General features: G+C 51.2%; 13 protein-coding genes and 1 pseudogene. All 14 read right to left on the reverse strand.

Annotated elements, in window-relative coordinates; genetic code table 11:
* Positions 1-15 precede the first annotated feature (15 nt).
* Positions 16-205 (reverse strand): annotated as a pseudogene (locus B2W52_RS19785) (glutathione S-transferase N-terminal domain-containing protein); the annotation flags it as partial.
* Positions 206-250: 45 nt separating this feature from the next.
* The gene (locus B2W52_RS19790) at positions 251-703 is read right to left on the reverse strand and encodes a GNAT family N-acetyltransferase (RefSeq protein ID WP_273073092.1); all 453 of its coding nucleotides are present in this window, start codon (positions 701-703) and stop codon (positions 251-253) included.
* 37 nt (positions 704-740) lie between these two features.
* Positions 741-833 (reverse strand): ChaB family protein, encoded by a 93-nt coding sequence (locus B2W52_RS19795; RefSeq protein ID WP_075267801.1) that lies wholly within the window; start codon positions 831-833, stop codon positions 741-743.
* Positions 830-1,096, reverse strand: a complete 267-nt coding sequence (locus B2W52_RS19800) for a DksA/TraR family C4-type zinc finger protein (protein WP_008169508.1) — start codon at positions 1,094-1,096, stop codon at positions 830-832. The genes B2W52_RS19795 and B2W52_RS19800 overlap by 4 nt, the downstream gene beginning before the upstream one ends.
* A 98-nt stretch (positions 1,097-1,194) precedes the next feature.
* A complete protein-coding gene (locus B2W52_RS19805; protein WP_008169507.1) occupies positions 1,195-1,515 on the reverse strand; it encodes a DUF2834 domain-containing protein in 321 nt (106 codons plus the stop codon).
* 29 nt (positions 1,516-1,544) lie between these two features.
* Positions 1,545-2,042 carry a hypothetical protein gene (locus B2W52_RS19810; RefSeq protein WP_273073086.1) on the reverse strand — a complete coding sequence of 166 codons (498 nt, stop codon included), beginning with the start codon at positions 2,040-2,042 and terminating at the stop codon, positions 1,545-1,547.
* Position 2,043: 1 nt separating this feature from the next.
* On the reverse strand, positions 2,044-2,364 hold the full coding sequence (locus B2W52_RS19815) for a hypothetical protein (RefSeq protein WP_014576852.1): 321 nt from the start codon (positions 2,362-2,364) through the stop codon (positions 2,044-2,046).
* A gap of 150 nt (positions 2,365-2,514) precedes the next feature.
* Entirely contained in the window at positions 2,515-2,994 is a 480-nt protein-coding gene (locus tag B2W52_RS19820; protein WP_008169502.1) for an acyl-CoA thioesterase, read from the reverse strand.
* 63 nt (positions 2,995-3,057) lie between these two features.
* Positions 3,058-3,345 carry a DUF1330 domain-containing protein gene (locus B2W52_RS19825; protein WP_273073087.1) on the reverse strand — a complete coding sequence of 96 codons (288 nt, stop codon included), beginning with the start codon at positions 3,343-3,345 and terminating at the stop codon, positions 3,058-3,060.
* A gap of 649 nt (positions 3,346-3,994) precedes the next feature.
* Positions 3,995-4,765, reverse strand: a complete 771-nt coding sequence (locus B2W52_RS19830; RefSeq protein WP_273073088.1) for a hypothetical protein — start codon at positions 4,763-4,765, stop codon at positions 3,995-3,997.
* A 141-nt stretch (positions 4,766-4,906) separates the two neighbouring features.
* Positions 4,907-5,269, reverse strand: a complete 363-nt coding sequence (locus B2W52_RS19835) for a hypothetical protein (RefSeq protein WP_273073089.1) — start codon at positions 5,267-5,269, stop codon at positions 4,907-4,909.
* 103 nt (positions 5,270-5,372) lie between these two features.
* Complete coding sequence (locus B2W52_RS19840; protein WP_008174257.1) at positions 5,373-5,687, reverse strand: HigA family addiction module antitoxin; 315 nt, start codon at positions 5,685-5,687, stop codon at positions 5,373-5,375.
* Between the two features lie 14 nt (positions 5,688-5,701).
* The gene (locus B2W52_RS19845) at positions 5,702-5,983 is read right to left on the reverse strand and encodes a type II toxin-antitoxin system RelE/ParE family toxin (protein ID WP_008174260.1); all 282 of its coding nucleotides are present in this window, start codon (positions 5,981-5,983) and stop codon (positions 5,702-5,704) included.
* A 135-nt stretch (positions 5,984-6,118) separates the two neighbouring features.
* Positions 6,119-6,427, reverse strand: a 309-nt coding sequence (locus B2W52_RS19850; protein ID WP_286803953.1) for a DinB family protein, incomplete at its 5' end; no start/stop codon positions are given.

Here is a 6,427-nt window from a genome sequence, read left to right on the forward strand (position 1 = left end):
TGGCGTTGGACTCTGACAACGCCTCGCCACTATCCAGCTCCAGCAGAGGAATCTTGCCATTCGGGTTCTTTTTCAAAAAATCATCGGATTTTGTGTCGCCAGCCAGAATGTCGACATCAATCCACTGATGGTCGATGTTCAGCAGTTGGCAAACGAGCTGAACCTTGTAGCAGTTCCCGGATTGGGTATCGCCATAGATTTTCATGCAGTTTCCTTTGCTGGGAGAGCGCCGTTTTTCAGGCCGGGGCGTTCAGGGCTCCGATCCGGGCTGCTTGAGGTCTTTGGTGTAGACATGCGTTGTTTTGGATTGCGTATAACCAACCGCCGGATAAAAGCCATGAGACTCAAGGCGCGTTACATTAGAGCGTACCACCACCCGCGGGAGTCCCATAGAGCTGGACCAGTCTTCAGCAGACTGGACCAATAGCTGGCCGATACCAGCCCTCCGTGCGCGGGAGCCTACAACCAGGCCTGTAATTTCCGCGACAAACAGCTCGCTGAGGAACAGGCGCTTTTCCACTGCTATCCATCCAACGACCGAACCCCCGGAAAGGGCGACGAAAATCTGATGGCTAGGAGAGTTAGCGATTGCCTCGAGCCATGCTTTCGTTCGGAGCCTGCTGGCTGTGTAACCCCATTCGAGGACCAGAGCGTGAATGCCATCAAGATGATCAGCCCGCCCCGGTTCGATTGAAATGTCCATATTCAAACGCTAGTCCGGGAGGGTGTGCTATGGCGATTCATTCTTGGGATTTGCCTTTGACCCACCTGTCGCCCTCCTTGCGATATTCCTCTTTAACCGCCGCCCAGGCTACTTTGTGGGCCGTCTCTATCGCAGCTGGCTGTCCTTGCTGCCTCTGCGATTGATGCCGCCAGACTGGCTGCGCTCCTTTTCATGGGCCGACTGGCAGTCAATGCACAAACGAACACCGGGAATGGCCTTGCGCCGGGCCTCTGGAATTGGTGCTCCGCACTCATCACATTCCTCGGCACTTTCGCCTTTGGCCAACTGGCTGCGTGCGCGCTGGATTTCATCCTCAACGCTTGCGTCGATCTGTTCCTGAACCGCACCATCACGAGACCATCCGCCTGCCATGGGGCCCTCCGAAGTCTGGCTGACTGAAACCACTCAACGTTAGCATTGTAGCTCGGGTGCTCAAAGATGGCCGACGCTGATTTGGCTGATGCGAACGGTTAAAGCCTACCGGCTTCAGTCTCGCGCCCACCTCGAAGAACCAGATACAGCAAGGGCCCTGCGGAGACAAACACTGCTGTCAGAACGAAAAACGGAACCAGGTAACCCAATCCTTTGCCTCGACGTTTGGCATCCTGGTACATCCAGATGCAAGCCAATACCGCGAGAATGTAGAGATCGATAACAACCTGTGCGGTATCGGGGCTCGACATCAACTGGGCGCCGAATGCGAGGAGCGATTGCTCGGCGCCGGCCATCACCCAGAAGGTGAAGCCCATAAACAGGCAGAGAACGACGAGGGGGAGGGGGGATAGTCTCATAATCTTCCTTGATTTATTTGTTGCTGGAATTAAAGGTCTTCAGCGATGCGCTTGAGGGATTCGCCATCAAGAAAATCGGAGTCAATCTTTAGCAGCTTTGCATCTTTGCCGATCACAAAGAGGAAGGCTTTGTTCCCGTGGTCGGAGTAGGCGAGTGAATAGGAATCCTGCGTCCAGGTGGCGACATCTCTGCCGCTGACAAAATTCTCGTGCACGGCCCCGATCAACGTCTGGTCACAATCGGCTGCAGCTGTCTCAAAGAAAACAGCCTCGAAGAAAGTGGCCGCTGGGCAGCCGTATTCCAACGTTTCATCGTGGGTCATGTCTGCGAATGCCAGGAATCGTTTACCTAGCTCGTCGCCGTATCGGAAGATCAACATGTTCTGGCTGTCGCCAATATCGCCAACAGCGGCGAAACCTGCCGGAATGCTGAATCTCAAGTCCGAGTACAAAAGCTCGATTCGGTTACCGGCATGAACAGCAACGGACAAACTTAAAGCAACAGCGATCAATCCAATCTTGAACATCTCAAATTCCCTTTAGTGCCATGTGGATTTCAGAGCGGAAATTCTGGCTGACTTGCAGCTTGCAAATGTAATAAGTCTGACTGTTACCGGAAGCGATGTTTTTACCGATGCCAGCCACTTGTTTCACGATATAGGAGATTCCTGGCTTGCCGCCGCTCGGTCTGGGAACCAGGTCCATGGAAGCTGAGCACGATTGCGACTCGGTTACTGCGGTATAGACGACCTCAGCGGATCGTTCATTGACGGATTCAGGTGAGGCCGTGCCATCGCCCCAGAAAAAGTTGATGGCAGCGGAGACATACTCACGGTCACTGTGATCCATGATCCAATTCCTTTTGTTTACTGAGAGATAACGTCCTCCTGGACGCTTTGCACGTTAGCAAATGATCATTGCGAGAGCGAGTAAATCTACTGCGACCAAGTCACGTTCAAATTCGAAAAAATAGATCTGCTTCAGTTATTTGCGCCGGACTCATTTTTTATGCAGCTCCCTGTAGCGTTCCTCCAGTTCGGCACGAATGGCGCGGCGCTCCTTACCGTTGGCAAATCGCCGGATCTGATCATCGGTACGTGGAACCAGCTGCGGCACGGCGACGGCTTTACCGTTGTCATCAACCGCCACCATGGTAAAAAAGCAGCTGTTGCTATGGCGAACCAACTTGTCGCGGATGTTCTCGGTAACCACCTTGATGCCGATCTCCATGGAGGTACGGCCGGTGTAGTTCACGCTGGCCAGAAAGGTGACCAGCTCGCCAATTTGGATGGGTTGGAGGAACATCACCTGGTCGACGGACAGAGTAACGACATACGTCCCGGCGTAACGGCTGGCGCAGGCATAGGCGACTTCATCCAGGTACTTCAGCAGGGTGCCGCCGTGCACATTGCCAGAGAAATTGGCTTTGTCCGGCGTCATCAGGACGGTCATGCTCAGGCTTGTTGAATTGTTTTCCATGGCGCTTCTCTGTTGGTTTGCTGTCCAGTATAGGCGCCAGGGTGCTGGTGGTGGCAGTAGTTATTAATCGGCCTCGAAAGTCACCAGATCCACATCCGCTGCCTGGGTGCGTAACGGCACCAATGCCTGATAGGCAGGGGAATTGTGCCAATCGGTGGCGGAATCCGCATCCGGAAAGCGGATAACCACGGTATCGGTGTGCCGGTATTGCCCGCTCAGTGCCTTCGCCTGTTTACCCCGAAGCACCAGTTCTGCACCCCAGGGAACCAGCGTTTCCGGAACAAGGCTGCGGTATTCAGCCCATTTGTCCGGGTCTTTCACGGTGATGTTGCCGATCACGTAGGCTGTCATTAGCGGGCTCCGGTTATCGAGTGGGTGGTTCAGTCGGGTTGAGTCGGATGGTCACGAAAAATAGATCTGTCCCGGTTTCGCTTACCGCCCTAAGTCCAAAAATTTGCGAAAGCGCTTATTCAACTCCTCTTCGTCAAGCTGATGGTAAAGCCACTTTCTGGCCTCGGATGACTTCCGCTGAATTTCGATCTTTCCGGACCGGCATCCATTCCCTCGGCTTCCTGTGAGAAGGTCTGCGCGCCAGGGCCTGAGAACGTATCTCTGCTATGTAATCGGCAGCCTCGTCGTTGAACAAAAACCTGACAGGCAACGTCTTTTCCTCAAAGACTGCCAAGCACTTATCCGAAACCTGACCTCCACCCCGTATGGACAAAATGAAGTCGATCGTCGCCTAATAGATTTCAAACCGTTTGTCGAAAAGGTCCATCCTGTGGCGATATGCCGCTGTTTTCCAATGTTTCCAAGCTATATACACACCCAAGAAACCTATTACAGGTACAGCAAGCGCACTGAATAATTCGGTAACAGGCATTAGGTCCTCAAGAAACATTCAGGCAACCTTCCGTATAACGCCCGGCTCACGCGCCGTTTTGGAGCCGCGAAGCGGTGGAAAAGCGGTCGCTGTGCAGCCGATTGTTTTGTGACGGTATTAGTCAGATGACTGGAGACGCATTGGTTCATTCTCGATCGGAACTTTTTTCCTTGAGGAAAAAATATGGTAGCCACCAACATTCCAACTGATCGTGCACAGGACGTCTTCACAATTGTCGGCTTCATACTGAAAAACGCGCTTGACTTCACTATCCACGCCTCTAAAGCTGACAACTATCTGGCTATACATACCAGACAAGCCATTTTTTTCTAAATATTTATTGAAATTTTCTGCAATCGCTTTGGCTCCATGCTCATAGACTGAAAATTTTTGAGAATTTCCCTTTAGTCTTAATTGCTCTGCCATTTCTAATCTAAGCTCTTGTACTAAGATATCCTCCCTTGGGCCGAAACCCGTTCTATCACTAGTCTCGGACAGAGATCGAATATCGAAGGCAACAGGCACTGACAGTTCTAAATCCGGAACTTCAATGCGGAGAGTACCATCAACAAGTCGATGAACAATGTCACTAAGGCGTACAAAATATTTATAATTCGCGACAACAGATATACTCGCGTCTGTATCGCCAATTGGCAAGTCGAATAGCGTTGTACGGAATTTTTGTTTTTTTAAAGTCTCGCCGCTTTTGAGGGTAGCAATCACGTACTCATCTGAACCTTCGATGGAGATGAAGGAAGAAATGCTGCTATTAAACTCTTCAGAATTTATCAATTTTAGATCGCTTAGCTTTATGAAAAACACCAGACCGAGCACGAGCAAAAATAATGGAATCCACCTGTTAAATTTTCGAAAATAAGAAAATGCCATGCTTACTCCAAATAGGATTTATCAGCACCTTTCATCGTGGATTCTGACGAGGCACCTCGCGCCATCCCCACATAACGCGAAGCGCACCGGTGACCTTTTCGGAGCTAAGCGGAGAAAAGGGCATCCGTGTGACGCGTATTGTTAAAGCCCGACTTCCAGTTTGGTCTGGGACTTCAAGACTTTCACTGCATATTCGAGTAGGGCTATCGTACTGTTTAGTTCAGCATCTCCACCCAGGCTTATTTCAATCGACGAGGTTTCTTCAAAAAGTCCAGATTTCGGATTTTTTATCTTTAGGTCCGTACTGCCATGGTCTTTAATTTTAAGGTACGTGCGGCCCCCATGACCGCTGTCGCCGCCCATAAAGCCCGTAGTTCCAGCCGTAATAGACTGGATGTGCACACCGGTGAGGGTATAAGTGAACGTTTGAATTTCTGCTCCATCAATCGTGACCGAGCCAACTTCCGTATTCTCCATCTCATGAAGATCAAAGCCATTACCCATTTGATAGCTCCTTAGACTGATGTGCTTATAGCTTTAACGCCCGCCATCACCGGTGACAAAACCAGAGCGAAGCGGAGGTTTTGGCATCCGGTGCATGGCCTGGTTATGCAGCATGTAGCGGCTTGATCCGATCCACTTCTTCCTTGACCGACTGAGCGGCGGTCCAAAGATCAACAGATCGCTGCGCATTCAGCCAGAATTCCGGCGAATTACCAAACAAACGTGCAAGCCTAAGCGCCATTTCAGGGCTGACAGCACGACGCTCGCGCAGTAATTCATTAACTGACTGGCGAGAGACACCCAGAGACTCAGCCAACCCCGAAACAGTCAGGCCATAGTCCGGAAGAAAATCCTCCCTCAGCATTTCGCCAGGATGAGTCGGTTTGCGCTGCATACCGGCAGTATTAAGAATAGCCATAGTCATCCCCTCACTCAGTGGTAGTCACACACCTCGACTTCATACGCATCGCCATCTTCAAAACGAAAACAGATACGCCACTGATCATTTATTGAAATTGCATGCTGCCCCTGCCTGTCTCCCGACAGCGGGTGAAGGCGATTGCCAGGCGGCACTTTCAAATCCTCTAACTGTACGGCCAGATCCACGTATTCAAGTTTTCTAGCGGCTCTCGATGCAACATCCGCAGGAAATTTCTTTGACTTGCCCTTGGAGTAAAGTTCTTGGGTTCGTTTGTCAGCAAAGGATTTGATCATGAAACGAAGTGTATTGCGTCACGTGACGCTTGTCAATATGGCCTGAGAATTACTGCATAACGCTGAGCTTAGCGGCGCCACGACAGTGGCGTCCGGTGGACGGCCCTCGGGCCGGGAACGCACTACAGCGACTGGTTATACGTGAGTTTCCTTCGGAATCAGAGCCAATAGGTCAGTAACCCCAACGTCCGCACCTGCCTGTGATAATAGAGCGGAAACTTGCCCTCGATGATGAGCCTGATGGTTAAAAAAATGAAGGACAAGACTCGAATATCGCTTATTGGCCGGAATCCCTTTGGTGTTGTGGTAGCTGAGAACGAAATCCAGATCGCTTTGGGTTAACCCGTGCATATTCCGGCCCATCGTGACCGCCCATTCCGTTTGAACGTGACCGCCTGTTCCGGTTGATCGTGACCGCTCATTCCGTTTTATCGTGACCGATTT

It is taken from the genome of Marinobacter sp. UBA2498, from assembly GCF_002341575.1.
Classification (GTDB): Bacteria; Pseudomonadota; Gammaproteobacteria; order Pseudomonadales; family Oleiphilaceae; genus Marinobacter; species Marinobacter manganoxydans.